Raw genomic sequence first — 23,782 nt, 5'->3', positions numbered from 1 at the left:
TACGTCCCGACGCGTGGGCGGGCCGGTTTTGGGCAAAAAGAAGCCCCGGCGGCCTGACGCCACCGGGGTTCGATTCTTAGTTAGGAAGCCAAAACCTCGTCGAGAACGCTTGCAGCCTTCTCTTCGTCGGTCTTCTCAGCCAGAGCCAGTTCTGAGATCAGAATCTGGCGGGCCTTGGCCAGCATGCGCTTCTCCCCTGCGGAGAGACCCCGGTCGTGGTCGCGGCGCCACAGGTCGCGGACGACCTCGGCTACCTTGATCACGTCACCGGAAGCAAGCTTTTCCAGGTTTGCCTTGTAACGACGCGACCAGTTGGTGGGCTCTTCAGTGAACTCGGCACGAAGCACATCGAACACGTGCTCCAGGCCTTCCTTGCCCACTACGTCCCGGACCCCAACAAGGTCAACGTTTTCTGCTGGAACTTCAATGGTCAGATCACCCTGAGCCACCTTGAGCTTGAGATACATTTTCTCTTCGCCCTTGACAGTGCGCATCTTGATCTCTTCAATTTTTGCTGCACCGTGGTGAGGGTAAACTACTGTCTCGCCGACCTCAAAAACCATGTGGACATTCCCCTTTCCCGCAGACCAGTTTATCACGATTAAGGCATACGACTGGCATGGTTCCGGCGGAGAAACCGCGAGATTCCGCGGAAAATGGCCTCAATCGGCGGCTCAAACCCCTTGACGGATGCGGATAATAGTGCATTGGGCGTGCCGCGCCAAGGTGCCCCGGGAGGCCTTCGACGACGACGCCGGGGAGCCCGGTGCCCGCTGCACGGGTCCCCGCACGGCGTCACCGGGGAGGCTTAGGAATCCTCGTTTGGGCCCGGTTGCCGATAGGCTATGGCTGAATACTGTTTCAAGACTCTCAAGGAGTGCGTGACGTGCGTTTCACTGCGATGACCCCGGGCCGGCGCGGCAAGCTGGCAATGGCAACGGCGGCACTTGGCATTGGCCTGCTGTCCGTCTCCGGTTGCGGCTACATCAACCCCCAGCAGACCTCGGTGCAGTACTCCGCCTCCGACGGAACCCGCACGGACCTCGGCCCGGTGCAGCTGCGCAACATGATGATCGTCTCCGACGGAGAGAACAAGCCCGGCCGCGTCCTCGGCGCCGTGTACAACACCTCGTCCAACGACGTCACGCTGACCATCAACGGTGCCAGCGGCTCGCAGACCCAGGTGCCGGTCAAGAAGAACTCCTACGTCCTGCTCAACGACAGCACCGACTCGGCAACCCTGAGCACCACGGGCGGGAAGCCCGGTTCGCTGGTGGAGGTCACTCTCTCCGAGAGCGCCACCAACATGAAGGCCAAGTTCAACATGCCGGTACTGGACGGCACGATCGCGGATTATAAGAAGTACATCCCGACCCCGACCCCGACGGCCACCTCCTCGAGCTCGGCGTCCAGCTCGGCGTCGTCGTCGACCTCGGCACCGGCATCCGCGACGGCGTCCCCGACGGCCAGCCGCTAAACGGCACCAGGCACCACAAACACAAAGGAGCGGCACCCCTCGCGGGGTGCCGCTCCTTTGTTATGCCGCCCCGGTCTCTATCGGGCCGACTGCGCGCACCCGGTAGGTTTAGGGTTCGAACTTGTAGCCCAGGCCGCGGACCGTGATCAGGTGCCGCGGCGCAGAAGGGTCCGGCTCGATCTTGCTGCGCAGCCGCTTGACGTGCACGTCGAGGGTCTTGGTGTCGCCGACGTAGTCCGATCCCCAGACCCGGTCGATCAGCTGCCCGCGGGTCAGGACGCGGCCGGAATTGCGCAGCAGCATCTCCAGAAGTTCGAACTCCTTCAGCGGCAGCGAGACCTGCTCGCCCTGGACGCTGACCACGTGCCGTTCGACGTCCATCCGGACCGGGCCCGCCTGGACGGTGCTGGAAACCAGTTCCTCCGGTTCGCCGTGCCGGCGCAGCACGGCCCGGACGCGGGCGACGAGCTCGCGGGAGGAATAGGGCTTGGTGACGTAGTCGTCGGCACCAAGTTCTAGGCCCACCACCTTGTCGATCTCGGCGTCCTTGGCGGTCAGCATGATGACCGGGACGGAGGAGCGCTGCCGCAGCTGCCGGCAGACCTCAGTGCCGGACTGCCCGGGCAGCTGCAGGTCCAGGAGGACCAGGTCTGCGCCGTTCCGGTCGAACTCGGTGATTGCATCGAGGCCGTTGTCCACGACCTCCACCTCGAATCCTTCCTTCCCCAGGAGGAAGGACAGCGGGTCGCTGAAGGACTCCTCGTCCTCGACAATAAGAATCCGGCTCAAGCGCTAGCTCCTTGTTCATGGACGCCGGCGGCGTCGCGTCGTTCAGGTCGTTCGCTGTGGGGTGCCCGGCGCGGATCGCCGGCGGGGGCGTCCTGGCCTTCCATTTCCGGCAGCCGGAGGGTGAAGGTGGAACCCTGGCCCGGCTGGGACCAGAGCGTGACCTCGCCGCCGTGGTTGGCCATGACGTGCTTGACGATGCTCAGGCCCAGCCCGGTGCCGCCGGTGTGGCGGGAACGCGCGGAGTCCACCCGGTAGAAGCGCTCAAACACGCGCTCCTGGTCCTCCGGGCTCAGGCCCTCGCCCTGGTCCGTCACGGAGACGGACACCAGGCCGTCGCGGGAGCGGACTCCGACGCCGACGCGGGTGTTCTCCGGCGAGTAGCGGATGGCGTTGTCGATCAGGTTGCGGAGGGCCGTGACGAGGAGGTCCTGGTCGCCGTAGACCATCGCATCTGTCCGACCGCCGACCACGATGTCGATGTTCTTGCTCTCGGCCGGCAGCTGGGAGCGGTCCACGGCCTCGGCGACGACGGTGTTGATGTCCACCGGATGTGCGGCCTGGGCGACGTTGGCGCCCTGCAGGCGGGAGAGTTCGATGATGTCCTGCACCAGGGCGGCAAGACGGGTGGACTCCTTGTGCATCCGCTTGGCGAAGCGGCGGACCGCTTCCTCGTCATCCGGGGAAGCCTCCAGCGCCTCGGCCAGCAGCGAAATGGCCCCGACGGGGGTCTTCAGCTCGTGCGATACGTTGGCGACGAAGTCGTTGCGGATCTCCTCGGTGCGGGTGATCTCGGTGCGGTCATCGGCCAGGAGCAGGATGTATTCCTCACCGAGCATGGCTGCGCGGACCTGGACGATCAGGGTACCCTGGCCGAGCGGGCCGCGGGGCAGTTCGAGCTGCTTCTCGAGGATAACGCCGTCGCGGCGGACCTTGGCGGTCAGCTCGAGCAGCTGCTGGTGGACCACGGTGTGGCCGCGGACCAGGCCGTAGGCATAGGCGGCGGGACTGGCCCGGACGACGCCGTCGATCGCGTCCACCACCACGAACGCCCGGCCCAGGACGGCCAGGACCTCGGCGGCGCCCTCGGGCAGGGAGGGTTCGTCGGTCTCGACGTCGCTGATCCGGCGCTGCTGTTCGCTGAGGCGGAACGCGAGCACGCCGAAGACGCCGAGCGCCAGGCCGATGAGGCCGGCGATCACACCGATGAGCATTGGATCCACGGCTCCAGCTTATGCGGTGCGCGGGCGGCTCAATCGAAAACGTGTGCGGTTCCGGGGCTGGTTCAGCTAACGTTCATCTAGTGGGGCGCAACAGTTCACCGACGAGTGGCAGGGTGGCAGGTTGAACGCCGCTACGGCGAAACCAGACGTTGCCGGCCCAGCGGCCGTCCGCGACGTCGACGAGGAAAGGACGCCCCGTGCGTAAGGTTTTTCAGGAAGAGCTCGCCCAGGTCGGTGAACAGCTCGTTGAGATTTCCAAGCTGGTCAGCGAGGCCTTCGAGAAGGCCACCACCGCTTTCGAGGGCGCCGACGTCGACCTCGCCGAGGATGTCATCGCCGCCGATGCCCGCATCGACTTCCTGCAGAACAGCCTCGACGAACGCGCCATCGACATCCTGGCCCTCCAGGGCCCGGTAGCCAGCGACCTGCGCATGATCGTCGGCTCGCTGCGGATGAGCGCATCGCTGGAGCGCATGGGAGACCTGGCCCGGCACATCGCCCAGCTGGCCCGGCTCCGCTACCCGGCCAACGTCATTCCCGCCCAGCTGCAGGACACGTTCCGGGAGTTCGCCAAGGCGGACCTGGAGATCGCGGAGAAGCTGACCATCCTGCTGGAGACCCGCGACCTTGAGGTGGCCCGGGACATCTTGAAGGCCAACACCACCGTCAACGACCTGCACCTGTCCGTGTTCAAGGCGATCGCCCGCAGCGACTGGGCCGAGTCCGCCGCCACCACCGTGGACGTGGCCCTGGCCAGCCGCTACTTCGAGCGCTTCGCCGACCACGGCGTGTCCGTGGCACAGAAGGTGACCTACCTGGTCACCGGCGCCTGGCACCCGAACAGCATCGAGCACAGCTAGTACCGGCAGTACCGCCAGTACCGCTGGAGAAACACACGACGGCGGCCGGCCACCTTGGGGGTGGACGGCCGCCGTCAACGTTTCCGGGGAACTTCCGGGGCTACTTCTTGCCCTGGTTCGCCACGGCCTTGATGGACTCGGCCGCGGCCTCCGGGTCGAGGTAGGTTCCGCCCGGGTTCAGTGGCTTGAAGTCCTCGTCGAGGTCGTAGACCAGCGGGATGCCGGTGGGGATGTTCAGGCCGGCGATGTCCTCGTCGCTGATCCCGTCCAGGTGCTTGACCAGGGCGCGCAGGGAGTTACCGTGGGCGGTGACCAGCACGGTCTTTCCGGCCTTCAGGTCTTCCTTGATGTCCGATTCCCAGTACGGCAGGAGGCGGACCAGGACGTCCTTGAGGCATTCGGTACGGGGCATCTCGTCGCCGAGGTCCTTGTACCGCGGGTCGCCCACCTGGGAGAACTCGGAGTCGTCGGCCAGCGGCGGCGGCGGGGTGTCGTAAGACCGGCGCCAGGTCATGAACTGTTCCTCGCCGTACTCGGCCAGGGTCTGGGCCTTGTCCTTGCCCTGCAGCGCACCGTAATGGCGCTCGTTCAGGCGCCAGTCGCGCTTGACATCGATCCAGCCGCGGTCCGCCTTGTCGAGGGCCAGGTTGGCGGTGTTGATGGCCCGCTTCAGGCGCGAGGTGTAGAGGATGTCCGGGAGGACGTTGTTCTCCACGAGCAACTCGCCGCCGCGCACCGCCTCGGCACGTCCCTGGTCGTTCAGGTCCACGTCCACCCAGCCGGTGAACAGATTCTTGGCGTTCCATTCGCTGTGCCCGTGGCGCAGCAGGATCAGCTTGTAAGTCATGGTTGTCATCCTAGCCGAGGCCCCGGCGGAGGCGCCGTCCGTTACACCGGGGCTTCCGCACCCGGGCTACTGCGCCCGGCCTGCTGGCCGGAGGCTAGGGTTAAGCCGTGGTGCAGAAGGCTGAGCGGGTGGCGTCCCCCGGACCCCGGGGCGGAACACGCGCCGGGCGGCCGGTCGGCAATGTGACCCGCGGCACCACCAACCCCAACCGGATGCGCCGGGTGGACCGGTGGCTGGCCGGGCCGCAGGCGTGGCGGCTGCGCACCGCGGCCGACCCCCTGGTGGTGGACCTCGGCTACGGCGCCTCCCCCGCCACCGCCGTCGAACTTTTCCAGCGGCTCTCCGCCGTCCGCCCGGATGTCCGCCTGGTGGGCATCGAGATCGAACCGGAGCGGGTCCGCCAGGCGAAGGCGCTGGAACGGCCCGGTCTGAGCTTCCAACTGGGCGGCTTCGAGCTGCCGGTGCCCGGCCGGCCCGTGCTGGTGCGGGCCTTCAACGTGCTCCGCCAGTATGAGGAGGCCGACGTCCCGGCGATCTGGCGGTTGGTCCAGGACCGGCTGGCTCCCGGCGGGCTTTTCGTCGACGGCACCTGCGACGAGATTGGGCGGAACGTCACCTGGGTAGCACTCGACGCCGGGGGTCCGATCAGTCTGGGGCTGTCCCTGCGCTTCGGCTCCGTGGAACTGCCCTCCGAGATTGCCGAACGTCTCCCGAAGGCCCTGATCCACCGCAACGTCCCCGGCGAGAAGGTGCACGCCTTTCTGCAGGCGCTGGACAAGGCCTGGCTGGACGCGGCACCGCTGGCTTCCTTCGGGCACCGGCAGCGCTGGGTGGCAGCGTGCCGCTCACTGCGGGAGGCTGGCTGGCCCGTGCTGGACGGGCCGTCCCGCTGGCGGCTGGGGGAACTGTCCGTGGCCTGGGCCGCGGTAGCCCCCGACGGATTAGCGGCCGCGGAGGGCGGCCGCCGGGGTCACCAGGGGCCGTAGGGGCCCATGTTGCGGCTGCCGCCGCGGCCGGCGTCGCGGACGGCCGGACGGACATCCGCGAGGTAAACGGAGGCCGCGGTGACGGCCGCGAGGCCGAACAGACCCAGCGGGCCAAAGAAGCCACCGCCGCCGCCCAGCAGGGACAGCAGGCCGATGGCCAGGGCGCCGCCGGTGAGGGCGAGCCAGAAGGTCTTGGTGCGCTTGGACATGGCCTCGAACGCGTTGGGCTTGTGCCGCAGGCAGTCGAAGAAAGCCCACACCTCGAGCCCCAGGGCCACCAGGGCGAGGAGGAAGTAGATTCCCCTGTCGGCAAAGTCAATCAGCAAGCGTCCGTCCATGTCCCCAGCCTAACCGTCCAAAGTGGCGAGGGCCTGCTCCAAATCGGCCCACAGGTCCTCGACATTTTCGATCCCGACGCTGAGGCGCACCAGATTCTCCGGCACGCTGAGCGGCTCGGCCGTGTGCCGGCGCCGCCGTTCGATCAGGGATTCCACCCCGCCAAGGGAGGTGGCGGGCAGCCACAGCCGCAGGCTGGTGATCATCCGGTCCGCCGCGTCCGCGCCGCTCAGCCCGGCCGCCGGGGCCATTTCGATGCAGAGGATCGACCCGAAGCCCGTCATCTGCTCCTTGGCCCGCTGATGGCCGGGGTCCGTGGGAAGTCCCGGGTACCGGATGCTGCCCACCCGGGGATGACGGGCCAGACGCCCCGCGAGGATGGCGGCGGACGCCTGCGACCGTTCGATCCGCAGCGCCAGGGTGCGCAGCCCGCGCAGCGCCAGCCAGGCCTCGAACGGCCCGGCGATCCCGCCGTGGATGGTGCGGTGGTGCAGCAGGCGGGCGTGCAACGCCTCATCCGAGGTCACCAGGGCGCCGAGGACGACGTCGGAGTGCCCGGCGAGGTACTTGGTCACCGAGTGCAGCACGACGTCGGAGCCCAGGGAGAGCGGCTGTTGCACCAGCGGGGTGGAGAAGGTGTTGTCCGTGATGACGATCGCCCCGGCGTCGTGGGCGGCGGCGGTGAGGGCGCGGATGTCCGCGACGCCGAGCATCGGGTTGGTGGGGCTCTCCAGCCAGAGCACGCTGGCCGGTTTGCCCTGGGCGGGCGCCAGCTGGGCCAGGACGGCGTCAGTGTCCGCGATGTCCACGGTCCGCAGTTCCAGCACCCCGGCCTCGGCCAGTTCGGTGGCCATCACCAGGGATCCGGCGTAGCTGTGCGAGGGCATCACCAGCACGCCCTCCGGCGGGACCAGGGAGAGCGCCGAACTGACGGCCGCAAGCCCGGAGGCGTAGAGCAGCCCGGGCAGTGAGGCTCCCTCCAGCTGCGCCAGGGCCTCCTCGAACGGGTCCCAGGTGGGGTTGGAGTACCGGCCGTAGCCGCGGTCGCCGGGGCCCAGCGGCCCGGTGCCGAAGTAGGTGGAGGACAGCACCAGCGGCGGGTTGACCGGGGCGTCGCGTTCGCGCGGCGGACGGCCCGCCGCGACCACGACGGTTTCGGCGGACAGCGCGGCGGCCTGATCTTCGGAGAGACTCATGCTGACAGGGTACGTGGGGCGGCGCGGGACCCGCAGGGCGTTACGGCGCACCAGCAGAGTGTCCGTGGTTGTCGGTACGCTAGAGCAGTGACTTCCCAGACTCCCGGCCCTGCCCGCGGGCCGTTCCCCGGCCTGCTGATCGCCTTCGAAGGCGGCGACGGCGCCGGCAAGTCCACGCAGGCGGCCGCGCTGGCCGCGGCGCTGGAGTCACGCGGCCTCACCGTCCTGCGCACCCGGGAGCCCGGGGGCACCCCGATCGGCGAGAAGCTGCGCTCCCTTGTGCTTGACCACGGTCACGGCGAGATCGATGGCCGGACCGAGGCGCTGATTTTCGCCGCCTCCCGCGCCGCCCACGCCGAGCAGGTCCTGCGGCCGGCCCTGGAACGCGGCGACGTGGTCCTGACCGACCGTTACATCGACTCCTCCGTCGCCTACCAGGGCGCCGGCCGGCATCTGGGCACGGACCGGGTGCGCGAGATCAACGAGTGGGCCACCGCCGGGCTCTGGCCGGACCTGACCGTCCTGCTCGACGTCGACCCCGCGGACGGGCGCCGCCGCCGCACCGCCGGGGATGCAGCCGAGGACCGGCTCGAATCCGAGGCGGACGACTTCCACGCCCGGATCCGCGGCGCCTTCCTCGAGCTCGCGGCGGCGCGGCCGGGCCAGTACCTGGTCCTGGACGCGCACCTGCCGGTGGATTACCTGGCTGCGCAGATCGCGGACCGGGTGGACGCGCTGCTGTCGCTCCGGCAGGGCAGCTCGGCATGAGTGTCTGGGACGATCTGCAGGGCCAGCCCGCCGTCGTCGACCAGCTCCGGCAGGCCGCGGAGGGCGAGGGCCTGACCCACGCCTGGCTCTTCACCGGGCCGCCGGGATCCGGCCGCTCCAACGCCGCCAAGGCCTTCGCCGCGGCCCTGAACTGCGACCAGGAGGACATCACTTGCCGCGGCTGCGGGCAGTGCCACGCCTGCCAGACGATCGTCGGCGAGACGCACTCGGACGTGACGTTCGTGCGCACCGAGAAGGTCACCATCACCATCGACGAGGCTCGCGAACTGGTGTCCACCGCCGGGAACCGGCCGTCCTCGGCGCGGTGGCGGATCATCGTGGTGGAAGACGCGGACCGGATGGCGGAGCGGACCACCAACGTGCTGCTCAAGGCCATCGAGGAACCCACCCCGCGGACCATCTGGATGCTCTGCGCCCCCTCCCCCGCGGACGTGCTGGTGACCATCCGGTCCCGCTGCCGCCCCGTGGCCCTGCGGCTGCCCCCCGCGGCCGACGTCGCCGCCCTCCTGGTCAGCCGGGACGGGATCGCACCCGACGTCGCCGAGCGCGCCGCCCGCGCCGCGCAGAGCCACGTCGGGATCGCCCGCCGGCTGGCCCGGGACCCGGACGCCCGGCAGCGCCGGCTGGACACGGTCCGGTTCCCGCTGCACCTGCGCGGGGTCACCGCCGCCGTCATGATGGCGGACAAGCTGGTGAAGATCGCCACGGAGGAGGCCACCAGCTCCAACGAGGAGCGCGACGCTGCCGAGAAGGCCGCGCTGCTGGCCACCCTGGGCGCCCCCGAGAGCGGCCCGCTGCCGCCGGCGATGCGCGGCCAGGTCAAACAGCTGGAGGATGACCAGAAGCGGCGGGCCAAGCGCTCCATCACGGACTCGCTGGACCGCACCCTGACGGACCTCCTGTCCTTCTACCGCGACGTGCTGATCATCCAGATGGGCAACGCCGTGGACCTGGTCAACCTCGAACTCCGCGACGAACTCCAGGAATTCGCCGGCCGCTCCACCCCGGAGGTGACGCTGGGGCGGATGGATGCCATCAACACCGCCCGGCAACGGATCACCACCTCCAATGTCGCTCCCCTGCTGGCGGTCGAGTCCATGGCCGCCAGCCTCATCTGACCCCCAGCTTCTGTCCCGCTCTTTTACGTTGCCTGTCCCGAGGAGAACCGCATGACGTCAGCACCATCCCGGCCCGCCGGCAGCCGACCCCCGTGGTCCGGCCTGCGCTCGGCCGGCTCCCTGGCACTGGGCCTGGTGCTGGCCCTGGTGCTCTCGTCCTGCACGCTGTTCGGGTCGGGCAACAACCAGTCCTCGGCCGCCCCCGCGTCCGCGGATCCGTCCATCGCGGCCGCGGCTCCGGCGGAACTGCGCAGCTTCTACACCCAGCAGCTGACCTGGTCCCGGTGCGAGGGTGACTTCCAGTGCGCCAAGGTCAAGGTCCCGGTGGACTACAGCAAGCCCGACGGCGGCAGCATCGAGCTCGCCATCCTGAAGCTGGCGGCCAAGGGCGGCACCAAGAAGGGCAGCCTCCTGGTCAACCCGGGCGGCCCCGGCGGGTCCGGCGTCGACTTCGTGCGGGACGCCGGCGCCACGAACATCTCCGATAAGGTCCGGGCGAACTACGACGTCATCGGCTTCGACCCGCGCGGGGTCAAGCGTTCCGCACCCGTCACCTGCCTCACCGACCAGGAGCGGGACGCCAGCCGCGCAAAGGTCTACAAGCTGGACACCGACGCCGGCCTGGCCGAGGCCCTCGCGGACAACAAGGCCATCGCCGCCAAGTGCGCGGAGAAGACCGGCCCGGTCCTGGGCCACGTGGACACCGTCAGTGCAGCCAAGGACATGGACGTGCTGCGCGGGGTGCTCAACGACGCGAAGCTGAACTACCTGGGCTACTCCTACGGCACGTTCCTGGGCTCCACCTACGCCTCCCTGTTCCCGGACAACGTGGGCCGGATGGTCCTGGACGGCGCGCTGGACCCGTCGCTGAACTACGAGGAGCTGACCGCCGGGCAGGCGAAGGCGTTCGAGAAGGCGATCCGCGCGTACGTGACGCACTGCCTGCAGAACAGCGGTTGCCCCTTCAGCGGTAGCGCGGACGACGCCATCCGGGAGATCCAGGACATCATCGCGTCCGTGGAGGCCAGCCCGAAGACCGCCAAGGACGGCCGGGTGGTCAACGCCTCCATGTTCGTCAGCGGCTTCATCCTGCCGTTCTACAACGACGACAACTGGCCGCTGCTGACCCAGGCATTGGACAGCGCCAAAAAGGGCGATGTCTCCCCCATGCTGCGGCTCTCCGACTTCGGCGCGGACCGGGAACCGAACGGGACCTACTCGGCGAACTCCACCTTTGCCTTCACTGCCGTCAACTGCCTGGACTACCCGATGGACGCGGACACCGCCGAGATGCGGGCCGAGGACCAGCGTCTCCGCCAGCTTTCCCCCACCCTGGGCTACTACTTCGCCTACGGCGCCACCAGCTGCAAGGACTGGCCGTACAAGAGCCAGCGCACCCCCGCGCCGGTGCAGTACAAGGGCTCGACGGACATCGTGGTCATCGGCACCACCGGGGACCCGGCGACGCCGGTGGAGTGGGCCGGTTCGCTGCGGAAGCAGCTGGGCAAGGCCTCGCTGCTGACCTGGAAGGGTGAGGGTCACACCGCCTACGGCCGGTCCAACAGCTGCATCGGCAACGCCGTGGACGGGTACCTGGTGGACGGCAAAACCCCGGCGGACAACACCGTCTGCTAGGGCCGTTCCGGGGCCGTGTCCGCGCCCGTTCCGGTCATTTTGACCCGGGCGCGGACCCTCCATTACAGTTGACTCTTGCATGATCCGCCCGGTCCGCCGGAGGCTCACGCGGTGCTTCCTTAGCTCAGTCGGTAGAGCGTTTCACTCGTAATGAAAAGGTCATCAGTTCGATTCTGATAGGAAGCTCGAAAAGAACCCCGCGCATTCCGAAGAATGCGCGGGGTTCTGTCTTTTAAGCCGGGTTCCGCGGAGGCCCCCGTTGTCCCTAGACGCAGTTCGGCTGGAACGCCGGGTCGGCCGGCTGTCCCGCAGGACGTCCCAGCGCGTTGGAGACCAACCGCTGGACGACGGGGTCATTGGGTGTTTGATCGTGCTCGATCGGGTCTGCCGGGCACTTGTCCTGGATGGTGATGTTGGTGACCTTCTCCGCAGGACCTGCCAGGAACTGGCTCTGGTAGGGCGTGACGACCTCGTCGTGGGTCGTGGAGATCACCGTGTACGCCGGACCGGGGAGGGTGTCACCGAGTGAATTCAGCTTGGTGAGGAACGCCGAACCCGCCTGCTGATCGGAGCAGGCCTGGCAGTTGGATCCGCCGGCCGTCGTCGCGGAGGGCAGGCCGCCCGGAGTGGGGGTGATCAAACCCTGCGTTCCGTGATTGGACGGTGCGATGCCCACGAGCGCGTTGACCTTTTTGGCGCCGTCGAGGAAGCCCATGTAGTAGCGGGGCATCATGCCGCCCTGGCTGTGTCCCACGAGGTCAACTTTCTCCGCTCCGGTGGAGGCGAGTACGGCGTCCACAAATGGCGCGAGTTGGGCGGCGGAGTCGGCAATGGGGCCCGTCGCATCGACGCCGTTCGTGGAACCGTAGTTGAGGGAGTACACGCAGTACCCTTCACTCTTGAGCGCTGGTGCCATGCTGGCCCAGTTTTTCGCCATGCTCTCGAAGGTTCCCGGGACGAGAATCACCGGGAAGGGGTGCTCCGCGGTTGGCTTGCAGGACCAGTCGTTGGCGCCCGGCGGGGATACCTCGACGGTGTCCGCGTGTGCCGCGGGTGACGCGATGAGCCATGCGCCGAGGAGCGCCGCCGCGCCCAGCGCCCCCCGGATGGCTTTGGCTCGTTTCGAACCGGAGTGGTTTGTGCCGTCAGACATGTTGTCCTCTTCCGCTGGCCCTCATCCGCGAGGGCTTGCTTTCGTGATGTGGCTTGTCTGGCCTGGACATGATCCGGATCACGTCTCTTTCTTCAGGCTGGCAGGAGGACCGTGACGTTGTGGAGTTCTTGAACGTTCGTGCAGCGGATTCCGGTGATGTGGCGAAAATGAGTTCATGCTGACGGCCTTAGCCGCACGTTTGTGCATCATTCGGACACGGTTTGGTCTCACAGGGCCGTTCCCCGGCGCCATTGAAAGTGGTGGTAGTCCGGCCGGGCCCATGAACCGCCCCATTCAAAGCCCAAGTCTTCAAAAATTTCGGTCAGGGGATGATCTGCGGTGAAGACTCCCGGCCGGGCGCTGCGGTCAACGTTTGAGGCGTCCGGGTACCAGATTCCGTCCTCAGCCAGGTAGGGGTTCAGCGCCGGGTTGATGTCGAGAGCCAGGCCCCATGAGTGCATGGACACCCTGTCCGTGCCGGCAATGGAGCGGTAGTTGAAGCCCGAGGTGTTGTTGGCTGCCATCGAAACGAAGTCGTCGCCCCGAAAGGGCGGCTCGTCAATGGGAATGGCCTGCTGGATGGGAAAGCCCATCTCCAGCGCCGCGGTGAAGGCTTCCAAGATCGGGGCCGAGATCATCCGGTGGACGATGAGGGTGCCCTCGTGGACGGCATCATCGAAGCCGAGGTGATCGAAGCTGACCGCGCAGAGGTCTGCCAGGGCTACCGGACAACCCTCGCGGTACGTGTGCGGGAGCATCTGTGCGGTGACGTTCTGGGCGCGGTTCTCGAGAGGTCCTGGCATGGCACCATTCTGGTGGAGTCCAGGGGGACGGACCGTCTCAGTACCAGTTGTTGGACACTTCGTGGTCCCAGGCGAAGCAGGGGGACCCGTAACGCCCGGCGATGTAGCCGAGCCCCCACGAAATCTGGGTCCGGTAGTTGGTCAGCCAGTCGGATCCGGTGGACGAATACTTCTCCGGCGGCAGGGCCTGGGCGACGCCGTAGGCCCCGCTGGAGGGGTTGGTGGCGTTGGTCATCCAGCTCGACTCCTGGTTCCAGAGCTTGACCAGGCAGCTCATCTGGTCCCCGCCCCAGCCGTGGCGCCGAGCTGGCTGGCGGCAAACGCCTGGGCACCGGCCGGGTCGTTGACCGCGCCGCCGGGGATCTCCGGGGTCACCACCGTCGGGGCCGGTACAGGCGCCGGTGCGGGGGCAGGTGTCCGCGCAGCTGCCGCAGCGTCAGCCGCTGCAGCCGCCCTGGCCGCCACGGCCGCCGCAGCTTCAGCTGCTTTCCGGCGCGCTTCCTGCTGCGCCTGGTAGGCGGCCTGGGCTTCCTGGCCGGCGCGGTAGTTCTGCTCAACCGCCGCGCTGGTGTCCTTGAGGGCCGCCAGCTGCGCCGTGAGGGTCCCGCTGTATTTAGTCTCCTCGTCGACTTTCTCCTGGGTGGCCCGCTGGGCGTCCTGCGCGGCGGCCAGCTTGGCCTGGGCATCATCGGCGAGCCGCTGGTTTTCGGCCTGCTCAACCGACTGCTGGGCATCCAGGGACGCCGCAGCTGCCTCAGCGGCGCGCGAGTTGTTGTACAGGTCCGTGGTCCTTTGGGCGACGAACTGCATGACGTCCAGCTTCTGCAGGCCGTCCTTGCTCTGCAGTGTGTCCAGCACTGAGAACGGCCCGAGGTCCGTAGCGCCGCCCATGTAGTCGTGGGCGGCGAGGGCACCTGTTTGCCGGTGAAGCTTGTCGGCGGTGGCATGGGCTGCCGCGGTTTTCTCTTTCAGGGTCGCCAGCTTCGCCGTCGAGGCTTCGAGGTTGTTGTGGGCAAAGGCATAGTCCAGTCCCGCCCGCACCGCCGCGGCGCCCAGGGAGGAAGCCTGTTGCTGCAACCCGTCCAGGAGGCCGTTGATCTTCTGGATCTCGGCGTCCTTCGCATCGACATTGCCCTTGGCGGCCTGGACGTCAGCCCACGAGGGGTAGCCGGATGGGGGCGCGTCGTCGGCCCCGGCAGTCGGCGCGGCGGCCACCGCGGCCAGCAGCGCGACCGTCAGCACCGCGCAGGCCTTGCCCATCGGCACCCTCGACATGAACGTAGAACCCCACATAGGCACCAGAGCCTACTCGACGGCGCTGGGCGTCTTCAGTAAGAGCGCTGCACCGCCTAGATCTCCGGCCGGCAGGGACCCTGGCCGAGCATCGACAGACCCGTGAGGTCACCGGTTTGGTAGGTGGTCACGCCGATCGAGTCGGTAGGGTTCATCAGCTGCGAGGGGTCCTGCACATGGTCCAGCCCCACAACGTGGCCGAGTTCGTGTTCGATCACGCCGCGGGCCTGTGCCGGACCCTCGCGGCCGATCATGGCCTGCATCGCCGGGCCGTTCAGTTCCAGCTGGCCGCTGACATACGTGAAGCCCGAGTTGCCGATGCTGACGGCCTCGCTGCCGCCCAGGCCCATGACGTTCGTGCCGACGGCCTTGTTCGTGAACCGCGGTTCCTCCGCCGTCGTCTCCCAGGCGATCAGCACCGGGGCCCAGCGGTTCCCGTAACGCTCCGGCTGGTAGGACTTGTGCTCGGCCGCGGGCGCCTCGGAGGTGGCGCCGTCGTCGATGAAAACCAGCCCGGTGGCGCGGGAGACGGCGGCCACGGCCTCCCGGATCAGCACCGGCCCGTCCGCGGGAGAGTTTGCGGCGCGGGTGACGTAGTGGATCGGCCGGCACGGGTCGTAGGTGTAGGGCTTGCCGTCGCTCCCGGTGTGCAGGAAAGCATACGACGGCGACGTGCGCGCAAGCGGGGCCGGAGAACCCAGCGGGGACGCGTTTTCCTCCAGGCCTCCCGGGGGGTGGTCCGTCACGGCCCGCGGCGCCGGAGCCGCGCCGTCAGCGGCTCCGGCTCCCGGAACGGCGGGCGGCTGGGCGGCCCCCTGTGTGGCGCCGGCCTTCGGCAGCGGCTGCCCCGCCGGTCCGGGAAGGAACCGCCCCAACAGTCCGGACGGCGACAGGTCACCGTGCAGGTACAACGCGCCGGCGGCGATCAGGACGGCGGCACTGACCACCGCGACGGTCCGAAACAGCAGCCCCAGTACCCGGCCCGCCGCCCGGGAGCTCCGCCGTCCCAGGGACTCCCGCGGTGCGGGCGCCTCCTGGTCCGCCCACCAGGGAGTGGCCCCGTCCGGGCCGCCGGTCATCTCCTCGAGCTGCCAGGCTGCGACGCGCGGCGGGCCGGCATCGTGGCCGGGCCGCGGAAAGTGGTTCTCGGGTTCAGTCATCGTTGCTCATACTCTCACCATCGTCCGCGGCCCGGCACCTGTAAGGCCGGCCGCGCCGCCCGGAAGGCCTTGTAGCAGGGCTCCCGGTGGGCGATTCTGATGCCATGGAAGGCTCAGCACCGGAGCCGCCGGCCCCTCAATCGGCCGTCGCACGCGGGAAACATCCGAGGCCGGGGAACCGGGCACCGGGAGGCAGCCGCGCACACCGGGGGAACCGCGCCTGGGGCACCGTGGCGGCCTTCGGCCTGGTCAGCCTGATCACCGATCTGGTGTCCGACGGCGCCCGTTCCCTCGCCGGACCCCTGCTCGGCCAGCTCGGTGCGACGGCGCTGGTGGTGGGGCTGGTCACCGGCGGCGCGGAGGCGGCGGCGCAGGGACTACGGGTGATGTTCGGTCCCTGGGCGGACCGCACCCGGCGGTACTGGAGCTTCACCGTGGCCGGGTATGCCATGACCGTGGTGAGCGTGCCGCTGCTGGCGGTGACCCCGGGCCTGGGAGCGGCGGGGCTGGCCGCGGCCTCGGCGCTCATCATCGCGGACCGGGTGGGCAAGGCCGTCCGGAGTCCGGCCAAGACGGTGCTGCTGGCGGCCGCAGCGGCGGACGTGGGCCGCGGGCGGGGGTTCGCCGCCCATAAGGCCCTGGATTTGGTCGGGGCCTTGCTGGGTCCGGTGCTGGTCGCCGCGGTTTTGGCCGCGACGGGTCTCCTGCAGGCCGCGTTCGCGGTCCTGGCCGTCCCCGCAGGGGTGGCCCTGGCGCTCCTGGTCTGGCTCCGCCGGCGTGTACCCGGCCCGGGGGCCGGCCCCGGCGGCGCGGCGGCGCCGTCGTTGTTCTCCCCGGTCTTCCTGCGCTTCGCCGTGGGCGCCTTCTTCTGGAGCGCCGGGCTGGTGGCGTTCGGCGTGATTTCCTTCCACCTCAGCACGGCAGTCAATGTCCCGGTGGCCGTGGTGCCGTTGCTCTACGCCGCCGCCATGGGCGCCGCGGCGCTCGGCGCGCTGGCCAGCGGATACCTCTACGACCGCGCCGGCGGGGCGGTGCTGCTGGTGCTGCCCGTGCTCGTCGCGTTGGTACCCGTCCTGGCCCTTTCGCCTGCCGCCGGGCCGGCGCTGGCGGGCGTGGCGGTCTGGGGCGCCGCGACCGGGATCCAGGACTCCACGGTCAAGGCGCTGGTCGCAGACATCGTCCCCGCGGCGCGGCAGGGTTCGGCGTACGGGGTGTTTGCCGCCTTCGAGGGGGCCGGTGCGCTGGCGGGCGGGGCGCTGTACGGAGCGCTCTATCCGTTCCGCCCGGCGCTGGTGGCGACCGTCGCCGCGCTCCAGGCCGTGGCGCTGGTGCTGTTGCTGGCGGCGGTCAGCGGGACCAGACGGACACCGCGCCCGAGTGACCGGTGACGATGGTCTGGTAGATGAAGAACACGCCGGCCAAGGCACCCGCGACGAGGAGGATGATCCGGACCGTGCGGTTTTCCCGCAGGCTGCCCAGGAACGCGAAGCGGCGGCCGATCGGTTCGTAGCTGACCACGATCATCGCGGCGACGAACACGAAGAAGATCACCGAGACGTACTTCAACACATCGCCCTGTTCGGCGTGTTCGCGGATCAACTTGGTCGCAGGCCGGGCCTTCTCCAGCTGCTCGCCGGCCTGCGCGGTCACCAGGGACACCGGCACCAGCAACAGCGAGAGCACGGCCAGCGGCCAGGCGAGGAGCCGCCGCCAGCGCGGAGCGACGGCGTACACGATCGCAGCGACGCCGGCGATGGGGCCGAGGACGACGACGGCGTGGACAAGGAGGATGTGGGCCGGCAGGCCGGCAATCTCAATCACGTGGGGGCTCTCCTACGGTGAACGTGCGCTGCGCGCCCCCGGCGATCGGGCCGGAGCTTCTATGATTCTTGCATGTCAACGGACGAGCTGGCGGGCATCGCGGCGCGGCTCTACGGCACGGCGTTCGACGGGTTTGTCCCGGCGCGGGCCGAGGCCGCGAAGGAGCTGCTGGCTGCGTCGGCGCCCACCCCGGAGACCCGGGCCCTGGCGGCGGAGGTCCGGACGCTGCCCAAGCCCTCGGCCAGCGCCTGGGCGGTGAACATGCTGGCACGCCGGCGGCCCGAGCTGCTCGCCGGCCTGGCGGAGCTGGGGACCGCGATGCGCCGGGCGCAGGACAGCCTCGACGCCGCCGCGCTGCGCAGCCTGGGACGGGAGCGCCGGACCCAGCTGGCGGCCGCCGTCGACGCCGCACGGGAGGCCGCCGCCCAGCAGGGCCGCGCCATCAGTGGCGCCATCGCGACGGAAATCGAGGAGACGCTGCGGGCGGCGACGGCGGACCGGGGCGCGGCCGACGCGGTGTGCAGCGGACGGCTGTTGCGCGCCCTGAGCGCGGACGGCGTCGACGTGGTGGACCTCGACGGCGCCGTGGCCGTTCCCGGGGCGCCCGGTCCCGTGACCGGGCTGAAAGCCGGCCCGGAGGGAGCAGCGAAGGGGCCCCAGCCTGCCGGGAAAAAGGCGGAGGGCGCCGGGGCAAAGGCCGGGGCCGAGGAACGGACTGAACCCCGGTTGCGCGCGGTGGGACAACGGCGGCCACCCGGACCCAGCGCGCTGGAGCGTGCCCGGGCCGCGCTGGAGGAGGCGTCCAGGGCTGCCCGCAGCAGCCGCGGGGAGGAACACCGCACGGCCGCGGCCCAGAAGGAGGCGACCGAGCAGGCAGAGGCCTTGGCCGCTGAGGTGACGCGGCTGGCCAAGGAACTCGCGGCGGCGGAAGAACGCCTGCGGGAGGCCAGAAGGCAACGGGAGTCCGCGCTCACGGCGGCCCGCCAGGCCGGCCGTGCCGCGGACCGGGACCGCCGGCGGGAGGACCTGGCCCGTGAGCGCCTCCTGCGGTTGGGCGACACACCGGCTGGCTAACGGCGTGAGTGTCAGAGGCCGGTTGCAGACTTAATTCCATGGAACAGCAACAGGCATCAACAGCAGCCGAATACTGGGAAGTTACCTATCTGGACGGCGATTGCGGACGGATCCGCATCGAGTCCTTTGACGACGCCGCGTCCGCCGAGCGTTTCGCCTGCCGCCAGGTCCGGGACGAGGACGGCTGGGCGGTCATCGACGTCCTGCGCCCAACGGAGGCCCGCGCCGCCGCTTAAACCCGCCGCTCGGGCGCCGGCCGAGCCCGCCGCTCAGGCGCCGGCCGATCAGCAGCGCAGGAGGCACGGCGCACCGGACACGGCAAAGGCCCCTGCAGACGTGACATGGTCACGCCTGCAGGGGCCTTGCGAGGCGGTGAGGTCCGCCGGCTCCGCGGCTTAGGCGAAGTCGGACACGGCCGGGTCGGGGCCGATCCGGCCGGCACCCTCGGCGGTGCGGTCCAGGCCGTTGATGGCCTGGATGTCGGTCTCGTCCAGGGTGACGTCCAGGGCCGCGTAGTTCTCGCGGATCCGGGACTCGGTGACGGACTTGGGGATCACGACGTTGCCGATAGCCAAGTGCCAGGCGATGACCACCTGGGCCGGGGTGGCATCGTGCTTGGCGGCTATCTCCTTGATGACAGCGCTCTCCAGCAGCTCTCCGCCCTGGCCCAGCGGCGACCAGGCCTGGGTGAGCATGCCGTTGGCGGCACCGAACTCGCGCAGGTCAGCCTGGTTGAAGAACGGGTGCAGCTCGATCTGGTGGATGGCCGGGACGACGCCGGTCGCGTCGATAAGTTCCTGCAGGCCTTCCTTGGAGAAGTTGGAGACGCCGATCGACTTCACGCGGCCCTGCTTCTGGAGCTCGATGAGCGCCTTCCAGGTGTCCACGTACTTCTGCTGCTTGGGCTGCATCCAGTGGATCAGGTACAGGTCCAGGGTTTCCAGGCCCAGGCGCTCCATGGATTCCTCGAACGCCTTCAGGGTGGATTCGTAGCCCTGGTCCGAGTTCCACAGCTTGGTGGTGATGAAGATTTCCTCCGGCTTCAGGCCGGAGCTGGCGATCGCGCGGCCGACGCCGGCCTCGTTTCCGTAGATCTTGGCGGTGTCGATGTGGCGGAAGCCGGCCTCGAAAGCCTGGCCTACGACCTTTTCCGCGACGTCGTCCTCGACCTGCCACACGCCGTAACCGAGCTGAGGGATGATGTTGCCGTCATTGAAAGTCAGTTCAGGTGAAGAAGTCATTGTTATATCCTGCCAAGCCCGCGGCCCGGAAACCAGCCTTCCGGGCACCGGTAAGCTAGCCGCTTAACCCGGAATATCCGCACACCCTGCCGAGGCGTGGCAGCCTGGGCGTCTCAGGAGGCGGCGGCGAGCTGCCGTTCGGCGTCCTCGACGTGTTCGACGACGTTCTCGGCACGCCGGCGCACCGACGCCGCGCCCACCGGGACCGGGCCCACCGCCAGGCGCAGCATTGCGGCCGCCTCCGCCGTCATGGCCAGCGAGTTCCCCGCCGTCGACAGTGCCCGGTGCACCGCGGCGAGGTTTCCCGGAATGTCCAGGCCCTCGCTGGGCGAGCGGCGCTGGGCCTCCGTGCAGACCGCGCGGACCCGGACGGCCAGGTCTGAGAGTTCGTTGGCGATCTCGACGAGTTCGCCGTAGAGCGCCTCGTCCTCGACGCCTTCCAGGACCTGGTGGTAGCGGTCCAGGCCGCGGACGAAGCGGTCGTGGGCGCGCCGCCAGAGGCCCTTGCCGAGTTCGGAGTCGTCCTTGCGGCCCTGCCGTGCGGCGCTGAAGAATCCCATGGCGCCCTAGAGGTACTGGCCCGGGCCGTGGTCCGGGTCGGCGGGCTGGGCCGGGTCCGCGCCGGGCCGCGGCTCCGCTGCCCGCTGCGGTTCGCCGTTCTCGCCGATGATGACGCCGGGGGCGATCATGGTGCCGGGCGGCAGCTGGCGCAGCTGCATCTGCGCGGCGGCGTGTTCGCGGGCGGCGTGCTGGGCGGCGATGGCCGTCTGGATCCCGTGGAAGAGCCCCTCCAGCCAGCCGACCAGCTGGGCCTGGGCGATACGCAGCTCCGCGTCGGAGGGTGTGCCGTTCTCGCCGAAGGGCAAGTGGATGCGTTCGAGTTCCTGGACCAGCTCGGGGGCGAGTCCATCCTCGAGTTCGCGGATGGAGCGTTCGTGGATTTCGGCGAGCCTGACCCGCGCGGCGTCGTCCAGCGGGGCGGACTTCACCTCGTCCAGCAGCTGCTTCAGCATGGTCCCGATCCGCATGACCTTCGCCGGTTCGTCCACCAGGTCCTGGACGTGGCTGCCCCGCGGCCGGCCGGGTGCGGCCGTCTCGGGGGTCTGGCTGCCGGACGCCCCGTCCGGCAGAGTTGTTTCGGGTGTGCCCGCGGGGGTGGCGATGCCCTCCACGGGGGTGTCCTCGCCGGGCTGCGCGTCGGTCGGCTCGCTCATGGCTTCATACTCTCACGCGGATCCGGACTCGGTAGGGCTTCATGACGCCGGGGCACGTCACGCGTTCGCCCACAGCCGCCCGCCGCCGGAAGATGCCGGAAGATGCGCCGGGACGACGCCCGGACACGCAAAAGCGCCGCCGGGGAACACGGGGTTCCCCGGCGGCGCCGTCGTGGATCAGGCCTGGGCCTAGCAGCACCGGCCCTGCGGGTTGGTGTCCTGGCGGTCCGTGTGGTCCCGCCAGAATTCCCGCTCCGTGAGCGGGGGCCCGGCGTGCCCGGATTCCCGGTGGTGTTCCAGGTATTTCCGGTACGCGTCGGCCCCGAGGACCCCGCTGAAGTAGCCGGCGAAGCCGCGCAGGCCCGTGAGGAGCGCATTCATGGCCGGCTCCGTCAGTGCCGCGCGGAGTGTTCGAGCCGCCGGTCGGCGGGCAGCTTGTCCCACTCGGCCTGCAGTTCCCGCTCTGCCGGGGTGGGGAAGACGCCCGCCGGGGCGAAGACGCGCGACGGCTGCGCGGGGTCTTCGTACTCGACGTTGGCGATGCCCTTGGCGGCGTTGCGGTAGGCCTTCACGGCGGCGATCACGGCGGTGATGATGACGATGATGCTCAGCACCACGAAGATCACCGAAAGCCAGCCCTGGATCATGGTGTTGCGGACCACCGCTTCCATGGCCGCCGTCGTCTTCGCCGTCCCGAAGGAGGTCTTGCCGTCGGCCAGGGCCTTGGCGAACGCCGCGTTCTGGGCGAAGTAGCCCACCGCCGGCACCGGGGAGAAGATCTTGTAGAAGCTGGCGGTGATGGTCACGACGGCCGCGAAGGCCAGCGGGAGTGCCACGATCCAGAGGTACTTGAACGTCCCGCGCTTGGCGACAATGGCCAGCACCACGGCGAGGGCGATCGCGGCGAGCAGCTGGTTGGCGATGCCGAACAGCGGGAACAGCGTGTTGATGCCGCCCAGCGGATCGGTGACGCCCATCAGCAGCACGGCGCCCCAGGCCAGCACCATGACAGCGGTGGTCAGCCAGGCACCCGGCCGCCAGGAGTGGTCCTTGAACTTGGGGACGAAGTTGCCGATCGAGTCCTGCAGCATGAAGCGGGCCACGCGGGTACCGGCGTCGACGGCGGTGAGGATGAACAGCGCCTCAAACATGATGGCGAAGTGGTACCAGAACGCCATCATGGCGGTGCCGCCGATGAACTGCTGCATGATGTGGGCCAGGCCGACGGCCAGCGTCGGGGCGCCGCCGGAGCGGGAGATGATGCTTTGCTCCCCCACGTCTTTGGCGGTCTGGGCGAGCACGTCGGGGGTGATGTTGACCCCGGCCAGGCCCAGGCTGTTGACCCACTGCGCGGCCGTTTCCACGGTGCCGCCGGTCAGCGCTGTCGGGGCGTTCATCGCGAAGTAGATGCCGCGGTCGATCGAGATGGCCGCAACCAGCGCCATGATCGCGACGAAGGATTCCATCAGCATGCCGCCGTAGCCGATCAGGCGGGTCTGGCGTTCCTTCTCGATCAGCTTGGGCGTGGTGCCGGAGGAGATCAGGGCGTGGAAGCCGGAGAGGGCACCGCAGGCGATGGTGACGAACAGGAACGGGAACACGGCGCCGGAGAAGACCGGGCCGTTGTCGCGGGAGGCGAATTCGCTGAAGGCCGGGACGGTGATTTCGGGCCGGACCACGATGATGGCCAGGGCCAGCATCAAGATCACGCCGATCTTCATGAACGTGGAGAGGTAGTCACGAGGGGCCAGCAGCAGCCACACGGGCAGGATCGCGGCGATGAAGCCGTAGATGATCAGGCCCCAGGCGATGGTGACCTTGTCCAGGTGGAAGAACGCCGCGCCCCATTCGGTGCCGGCGACGGCGCCGCCGCCGATGATGGCGGCCATCAGGAGCACGAAGCCGATGATGGAGACTTCCATGACCTTGCCGGGCCGGAGGTAGCGCAGGTAGACGCCCATGAACAGGGCGATCGGGATGGTCATGCCGACGGAGAAGACACCCCAGGGGCTCTCGCCGAGGGCGTTGACGACGACGAGCGCCAGGATCGCGACGATGATGATCATGATCAGCAGCGTGGCGATCAAGGCGGCGGTGCCGCCGATGACGCCGAGTTCCTCGCGGGCCATCTGGCCGAGGGACCGGCCGCCGCGGCGCATGGAGAAGAAGAGGACCAGATAGTCCTGGACGGCGCCGGCGAGGACGACGCCGATGATGATCCAGATGGTGCCGGGCAGGTAGCCCATCTGTGCGGCGATGACCGGGCCGACGAGCGGGCCGGCGCCGGCGATGGCGGCGAAGTGGTGGCCAAAGAGGACATTGCGGTCCGTGCGGACGTAATCCTTGCCGTCGGCCTTGTATTCGGCCGGGGTGGCGCGGCGGTCATTGGGCCTGGCGATGTACCGCTCGATGACCTTCGAGTAGAAGCGGTACCCGATCAGGTAGGTGCAGACGGAGGCGAACACGAACCAGATCGCGTTGACCGTCTCGCCGCGGATGATCGCCAGCATGAACCAGGCGACGCCGCCCAGCAGGGCGATGGCGGCCCAGAGGGCAATCTTCCCCGGGGTCCACTTTCGTTCTTCCGCCTCGCGGACGGTCTCGTCGACGGCCGTCGGTGGTAGCCCCGGCACCGGCGTGATGCCGTCCTCGGGATCAGCGGTCTGTGGCCTGCCAGCTGGCATGGTGCCCATGTCTCCTCCTTGAGAAACCCATCGGACAGGCCAATGGTCAGACCTGCCCCATGGCACCTTACCAACGTGGCGCACCT

Annotated in this window: 26 protein-coding genes and 1 tRNA gene; 10 read left to right on the top strand and 17 right to left on the bottom strand. The window is 69.1% G+C overall.

Annotation, left to right across the window (positions count from 1 at the left end; all coding sequences use genetic code 11):
* Positions 1–80: 80 nt before the first annotated feature.
* Positions 81–563 (bottom strand): CarD family transcriptional regulator, encoded by a 483-nt coding sequence (locus ACFUCU_RS12170; RefSeq protein ID WP_026266570.1) that lies wholly within the window; start codon positions 561–563, stop codon positions 81–83.
* 338 nt (positions 564–901) lie between these two features.
* On the opposite strand from ACFUCU_RS12170, the gene ACFUCU_RS12165 reads away from it, so the two are divergent.
* Positions 902–1,477, top strand: coding sequence for a hypothetical protein (locus ACFUCU_RS12165; RefSeq protein ID WP_377972888.1), 576 nt, complete (start codon positions 902–904; stop codon positions 1,475–1,477).
* A gap of 108 nt (positions 1,478–1,585) precedes the next feature.
* Here ACFUCU_RS12165 and ACFUCU_RS12160 read toward each other — a convergent pair whose 3' ends face one another.
* Together ACFUCU_RS12160 and ACFUCU_RS12155 are read right to left on the bottom strand one after the other, a co-directional pair.
* Positions 1,586–2,266 (bottom strand): response regulator transcription factor, encoded by a 681-nt coding sequence (locus ACFUCU_RS12160; protein WP_290258926.1) that lies wholly within the window; start codon positions 2,264–2,266, stop codon positions 1,586–1,588.
* Positions 2,263–3,477, bottom strand: a complete 1,215-nt coding sequence (locus ACFUCU_RS12155) for a sensor histidine kinase (protein WP_377972886.1) — start codon at positions 3,475–3,477, stop codon at positions 2,263–2,265. Before ACFUCU_RS12155 ends, ACFUCU_RS12160 begins: the two co-directional genes overlap by 4 nt.
* Positions 3,478–3,683: 206 nt before the next feature.
* Between ACFUCU_RS12155 and phoU the strand changes: the two genes are divergently transcribed.
* The gene (gene phoU / locus ACFUCU_RS12150; RefSeq protein ID WP_364136642.1) at positions 3,684–4,346 is read left to right on the top strand and encodes a phosphate signaling complex protein PhoU; all 663 of its coding nucleotides are present in this window, start codon (positions 3,684–3,686) and stop codon (positions 4,344–4,346) included.
* Positions 4,347–4,446: 100 nt separating this feature from the next.
* Here phoU and ACFUCU_RS12145 read toward each other — a convergent pair whose 3' ends face one another.
* The gene (locus ACFUCU_RS12145) at positions 4,447–5,193 is read right to left on the bottom strand and encodes a phosphoglyceromutase (protein ID WP_364136640.1); all 747 of its coding nucleotides are present in this window, start codon (positions 5,191–5,193) and stop codon (positions 4,447–4,449) included.
* 107 nt (positions 5,194–5,300) lie between these two features.
* Here ACFUCU_RS12145 and ACFUCU_RS12140 point away from each other — a divergent pair, with 107 nt between their 5' ends.
* On the top strand, positions 5,301–6,179 hold the full coding sequence (locus ACFUCU_RS12140) for a class I SAM-dependent methyltransferase (protein ID WP_377972852.1): 879 nt from the start codon (positions 5,301–5,303) through the stop codon (positions 6,177–6,179).
* Here ACFUCU_RS12140 and ACFUCU_RS12135 read toward each other — a convergent pair.
* Both ACFUCU_RS12135 and ACFUCU_RS12130 read right to left on the bottom strand, forming a co-directional pair.
* Complete coding sequence (locus ACFUCU_RS12135; RefSeq protein WP_290256501.1) at positions 6,164–6,517, bottom strand: DUF2516 family protein; 354 nt, start codon at positions 6,515–6,517, stop codon at positions 6,164–6,166. The two genes, ACFUCU_RS12140 and ACFUCU_RS12135, sit on opposite strands and share 16 nt — an antisense overlap.
* A 9-nt stretch (positions 6,518–6,526) precedes the next feature.
* Positions 6,527–7,711 carry a trans-sulfuration enzyme family protein gene (locus tag ACFUCU_RS12130; protein ID WP_377972850.1) on the bottom strand — a complete coding sequence of 395 codons (1,185 nt, stop codon included), beginning with the start codon at positions 7,709–7,711 and terminating at the stop codon, positions 6,527–6,529.
* Between the two features lie 87 nt (positions 7,712–7,798).
* Between ACFUCU_RS12130 and tmk the strand changes: the two genes are divergently transcribed.
* The 4 genes from tmk to ACFUCU_RS12110 all read left to right on the top strand — a co-directional run bounded on the left by tmk (position 7,799) and on the right by ACFUCU_RS12110 (position 11,439).
* Positions 7,799–8,479: a dTMP kinase gene (tmk, locus tag ACFUCU_RS12125; RefSeq protein ID WP_377972848.1), complete on the top strand. Its 681-nt coding sequence runs from the start codon at positions 7,799–7,801 to the stop codon at positions 8,477–8,479.
* Positions 8,476–9,618 (top strand): DNA polymerase III subunit delta', encoded by a 1,143-nt coding sequence (locus tag ACFUCU_RS12120; protein ID WP_377972847.1) that lies wholly within the window; start codon positions 8,476–8,478, stop codon positions 9,616–9,618. The genes tmk and ACFUCU_RS12120 overlap by 4 nt, the downstream gene beginning before the upstream one ends.
* A 51-nt stretch (positions 9,619–9,669) precedes the next feature.
* On the top strand, positions 9,670–11,253 hold the full coding sequence (locus tag ACFUCU_RS12115; RefSeq protein ID WP_377972845.1) for an alpha/beta hydrolase: 1,584 nt from the start codon (positions 9,670–9,672) through the stop codon (positions 11,251–11,253).
* 113 nt (positions 11,254–11,366) lie between these two features.
* A tRNA-Thr gene (locus ACFUCU_RS12110) sits at positions 11,367–11,439 on the top strand.
* Positions 11,440–11,518: 79 nt separating this feature from the next.
* Here ACFUCU_RS12110 and ACFUCU_RS12105 read toward each other — a convergent pair.
* The 5 genes from ACFUCU_RS12105 to ACFUCU_RS12085 form a co-directional block, all read right to left on the bottom strand.
* Positions 11,519–12,406, bottom strand: a complete 888-nt coding sequence (locus tag ACFUCU_RS12105) for an esterase/lipase family protein (protein WP_377972843.1) — start codon at positions 12,404–12,406, stop codon at positions 11,519–11,521.
* A gap of 227 nt (positions 12,407–12,633) precedes the next feature.
* A complete protein-coding gene (locus ACFUCU_RS12100) occupies positions 12,634–13,209 on the bottom strand; it encodes a M15 family metallopeptidase (protein WP_364136626.1) in 576 nt (191 codons plus the stop codon).
* Positions 13,210–13,246: 37 nt separating this feature from the next.
* On the bottom strand, positions 13,247–13,486 hold the full coding sequence (locus ACFUCU_RS12095; protein ID WP_377972841.1) for a hypothetical protein: 240 nt from the start codon (positions 13,484–13,486) through the stop codon (positions 13,247–13,249).
* Positions 13,483–14,502 carry a hypothetical protein gene (locus ACFUCU_RS12090; RefSeq protein WP_377972840.1) on the bottom strand — a complete coding sequence of 340 codons (1,020 nt, stop codon included), beginning with the start codon at positions 14,500–14,502 and terminating at the stop codon, positions 13,483–13,485. The genes ACFUCU_RS12095 and ACFUCU_RS12090 overlap by 4 nt, the downstream gene beginning before the upstream one ends.
* Positions 14,503–14,558: 56 nt before the next feature.
* Positions 14,559–15,662, bottom strand: coding sequence for a peptidase M10A and M12B matrixin and adamalysin (locus tag ACFUCU_RS12085; protein ID WP_377972838.1), 1,104 nt, complete (start codon positions 15,660–15,662; stop codon positions 14,559–14,561).
* A 230-nt stretch (positions 15,663–15,892) separates the two neighbouring features.
* Between ACFUCU_RS12085 and ACFUCU_RS12080 the strand changes: the two genes are divergently transcribed.
* Positions 15,893–17,050 carry an MFS transporter gene (locus ACFUCU_RS12080; RefSeq protein WP_377972837.1) on the top strand — a complete coding sequence of 386 codons (1,158 nt, stop codon included), beginning with the start codon at positions 15,893–15,895 and terminating at the stop codon, positions 17,048–17,050.
* Here the strand turns inward: ACFUCU_RS12080 and ACFUCU_RS12075 are convergent.
* Positions 17,010–17,483 (bottom strand): DUF2231 domain-containing protein, encoded by a 474-nt coding sequence (locus ACFUCU_RS12075; protein WP_290256510.1) that lies wholly within the window; start codon positions 17,481–17,483, stop codon positions 17,010–17,012. The two genes, ACFUCU_RS12080 and ACFUCU_RS12075, sit on opposite strands and share 41 nt — an antisense overlap.
* 72 nt (positions 17,484–17,555) lie before the next feature.
* Here ACFUCU_RS12075 and ACFUCU_RS12070 point away from each other — a divergent pair, with 72 nt between their 5' ends.
* Both ACFUCU_RS12070 and ACFUCU_RS12065 read left to right on the top strand, forming a co-directional pair.
* Positions 17,556–18,557 carry a hypothetical protein gene (locus ACFUCU_RS12070; RefSeq protein WP_377972835.1) on the top strand — a complete coding sequence of 334 codons (1,002 nt, stop codon included), beginning with the start codon at positions 17,556–17,558 and terminating at the stop codon, positions 18,555–18,557.
* A 38-nt stretch (positions 18,558–18,595) separates the two neighbouring features.
* Entirely contained in the window at positions 18,596–18,793 is a 198-nt protein-coding gene (locus tag ACFUCU_RS12065; RefSeq protein ID WP_377972833.1) for a hypothetical protein, read from the top strand.
* 159 nt (positions 18,794–18,952) lie between these two features.
* Here ACFUCU_RS12065 and ACFUCU_RS12060 read toward each other — a convergent pair whose 3' ends face one another.
* The 5 genes from ACFUCU_RS12060 to ACFUCU_RS12040 all read right to left on the bottom strand — a co-directional run bounded on the left by ACFUCU_RS12060 (position 18,953) and on the right by ACFUCU_RS12040 (position 23,696).
* Positions 18,953–19,798 (bottom strand): aldo/keto reductase, encoded by an 846-nt coding sequence (locus ACFUCU_RS12060; RefSeq protein ID WP_377972832.1) that lies wholly within the window; start codon positions 19,796–19,798, stop codon positions 18,953–18,955.
* 113 nt (positions 19,799–19,911) lie between these two features.
* On the bottom strand, positions 19,912–20,358 hold the full coding sequence (locus ACFUCU_RS12055) for a hypothetical protein (protein ID WP_377972831.1): 447 nt from the start codon (positions 20,356–20,358) through the stop codon (positions 19,912–19,914).
* A 6-nt stretch (positions 20,359–20,364) separates the two neighbouring features.
* A complete protein-coding gene (locus ACFUCU_RS12050; RefSeq protein ID WP_377972830.1) occupies positions 20,365–21,012 on the bottom strand; it encodes a bacterial proteasome activator family protein in 648 nt (215 codons plus the stop codon).
* Positions 21,013–21,201: 189 nt separating this feature from the next.
* Complete coding sequence (locus ACFUCU_RS12045; protein ID WP_377972829.1) at positions 21,202–21,393, bottom strand: YbdD/YjiX family protein; 192 nt, start codon at positions 21,391–21,393, stop codon at positions 21,202–21,204.
* An 11-nt stretch (positions 21,394–21,404) separates the two neighbouring features.
* Positions 21,405–23,696 carry a carbon starvation CstA family protein gene (locus ACFUCU_RS12040; RefSeq protein WP_377972885.1) on the bottom strand — a complete coding sequence of 764 codons (2,292 nt, stop codon included), beginning with the start codon at positions 23,694–23,696 and terminating at the stop codon, positions 21,405–21,407.
* Between the last annotated feature and the right edge of the window lie 86 nt (positions 23,697–23,782).

Source organism: Arthrobacter sp. NPDC057259 (assembly GCF_042668995.1).
In the GTDB taxonomy this organism is placed as follows: Bacteria; Actinomycetota; Actinomycetes; order Actinomycetales; family Micrococcaceae; genus Arthrobacter.
The sequence above is the reverse complement of the archived record's forward strand: the minus strand, read 5'-3'. Positions and strand labels throughout refer to the sequence as shown.